Source organism: Bradyrhizobium sp. (genome assembly GCF_049691595.1).
Lineage (GTDB): Bacteria > Pseudomonadota > Alphaproteobacteria > Rhizobiales > Xanthobacteraceae > Bradyrhizobium.
On record NZ_JBAVNZ010000565.1, the window covers coordinates 1 to 2603 of the forward strand.

Genomic DNA, 2603 nt, shown 5'->3' on the forward strand with positions numbered 1-2603 from the left:
GGTGGTAAGTTCCTGCGCCCGCTCCGCGGTCTTGGTCAGCGTTCCGGCGGAGGCCTCCAGTTCGGTCGAGGCCGACGACACGGTCTCGATGATCTCGCCGACGGCGGCTTCGAATGAGTCGGCGAGCTTGATCATGTCGGCCTTGCGCTGCTTCGCCGCGATCTGGTCCTGCTGCATCTTGGCTTCGGCCTCGTCGCGGGCCTTCTGCTCGGCCTTGACCTTGAAGGTCTCGACCGCCTGGGCCATGTCGCCGACCTCGTCGCCACGGCCGAGACCGGGCAACACCACCTGGAAATTGCCGTCGGCGAGTTCGCGCATGCCGGCACACAGGCCGATCACCGGCCTGGAGATCGCGCGGCCGATCAGCCAGGCCAGCAACATGCCGACGATCAGCCCGCCGAGGGCAACCCAAAGGATCATGCTGTTGGCGAGGGCAATCAGGCTGGCGACTTCATGCTCGATCTGATGCTCTTCGGCCGTGGTGGCGGTCTTGATCGCGGCGGCATCGTCCGCGATCGCGCGGGCGGCCTTGCGCATCTCCCCGTTCATGATGGTGTCGATTTCCTCCGAGTCGTGCATAGCCTTGACAATGGCGTCATGGAACTTGTCGGCGCCGGACTTGACGTCATCGAGCCGCTTGCGCGCATCCGGATTCTCAATCGCCTTGTCGAACGACGCCAGCACCGGCTTGAGGCCCGCGAAGGCCGTTTCGGCGGCCTTGACCAGGGCCTCGTCATGACGGGCAAGCGCCTTGTCGGCGTTGAGGCGAGCCTGCATGACCAGCTTGATGGCTTCGCCGGCAAGAGCCTGTGCATTGCTGTTGCCGGCCTGGGCGGCGGCTTCCTTCTGCAACTGCTCCAGTTCGATGCGCAGCTTCTGGCCGACCGGATCGAGCACCTCCCTGACCAGCTTAGCCTGTTCGCGCCGCATCGGCGTGACCTTGTCGAGATTCTTCAAATAGATCTCGAACTTGTCGGAGATCTCCTTCACCTTGGCGAGACGCTCGGGATTATTGACGGATTTCAATGCCAGATCGAGACGCTCGCGGACAATCTTGCGCGCCTTCTCGGCGGCGGCATTATTCTCCTCCATATTGTCCGAGACCTCGCCGACATAGCGCCGCAACGCCAGGAACTGCCGATCGACGTCGCTGATCACGGCACTATTGGCCACCTTGCGGGAATAGTCAGAAACGTCGTGCTCAACCCTGCCGAACTCGACATAGGAAATAGCCGAGATTGCCGTCATCAGCGCCAGCGTGCAGCCAAATCCGATCGCGATTTTGGTGCTGATCTTGCGGTTGGCGAAGAAGCCGAACAGGCCGGAAGTCGGGGTGGCGCTGGACGAAAGGTTGCTCATGGCATTGGTCCTTCAATTTCAGGGTATAATGAGAGTCAGTTGCGTCGATCGGGGGCCGGGAATCAGGAAGCGGCGATCTGGAAGCGGCGGTTCCACTTCTGGACCGGATGACCGCGGCCGGGCGAATCGGTTCTCGAACATCCCCGAGATCGGGGCGGGGGATGTTCTTCGAACCGAAACGTCGGCGTGTTCCCTTGAAGCAATAACGCTTGCGTTACTACGTTGTGGTTAATTTCGGTGGTCGTACAAATACTGAGACATCGCGCGGGCTGCGCTTTGGTTGCGATCTGCGGTGCGGTGCGGATTTGAACTGCACGTGGGGCGGCGGCAACCGCGCCAGCGGATGAAGTTCGCGCATCGGCCGGCGCGACAACGCATGGCGTCGCGGCACTCGCCGCCGTCAGCATCGGGGTTGAGCGTGGTGGATGGCGCGGCCGGCTGACGCCGGCGCCGCGTCAGTCGGCCGGACGGCGCAGCTCCGGCACGCTGTCCGATTTCGCCGGCTCCGATTTCGTCTCGGATTTCACCGGCTCCAGTCTCGCGCTCTCGACCGGCGGCGTCTCGACGCGCGCGGAAAATTCGGCCCGCGACACTTCGGTCGCGCGGGCCATCAGCATATGCGCCCCGCCCTGGTGACGGAAATCGCAATAGGCAAATCCCATGCCCGAGACCGATCCGCGAAAACTGCGCTCGTCCGCGGAGCCGAGCCCGATTGTCAGGCCGCCCTGACCGTATTGAGGAACTTACCGACCTCGAGCTTGAGGCGGTTGGAATCGCCGGACAGCGACTGCGCCGCGGACAGCACCTGCGAGGACGCCGAGCCGGTCTCGCTGGCGCCGCGCTGCACGTCGGTGATGTTGGAGGAGACCTGCTGGGTGCCTTGGGCGGCCTGCTGCACGTTGCGGGAAATCTCCTGCGTCGCCGCGCCCTGCTCTTCCACCGCCGCCGCGATGGTCGAAGCAATTTCGGACATGCGACCGATCGTGCTGCCGATCTCCTTGATGGCCACGACCGAATCGCCGGTCGCATCCTGGATGCTCTTGATCTGCTGGCCGATCTCGCCGGTCGCCTTCGCGGTCTGCTCGGCCAGCGCCTTCACCTCAGACGCGACCACCGCAAAGCCGCGGCCGGCCTCGCCGGCTCGCGCGGCCTCGATGGTGGCGTTGAGCGCCAGCAAGTTGGTCTGTCCGGCGATGGTGTTGATCAACTCGACGACATCGCCGATGCGGCTCGCCGCCTTCGAC

2 protein-coding genes and 1 pseudogene are annotated in these 2603 nt (G+C 64.0%); all 3 read right to left on the reverse strand.

The window, feature by feature from the left end; translation table 11 throughout:
- Positions 1-1359, reverse strand: a 1359-nt coding sequence (locus WCE35_RS22930) for a HAMP domain-containing protein (protein ID WP_424595598.1), incomplete at its 3' end; no start/stop codon positions are given.
- 455 nt (positions 1360-1814) lie between these two features.
- A pseudogene (locus WCE35_RS22935) lies at positions 1815-2066 on the reverse strand (hypothetical protein); the annotation flags it as partial.
- Between the two features lie 8 nt (positions 2067-2074).
- The coding region (locus WCE35_RS22940) for a methyl-accepting chemotaxis protein (RefSeq protein WP_424595599.1) at positions 2075-2603 on the reverse strand (529 nt) is incomplete at its 5' end.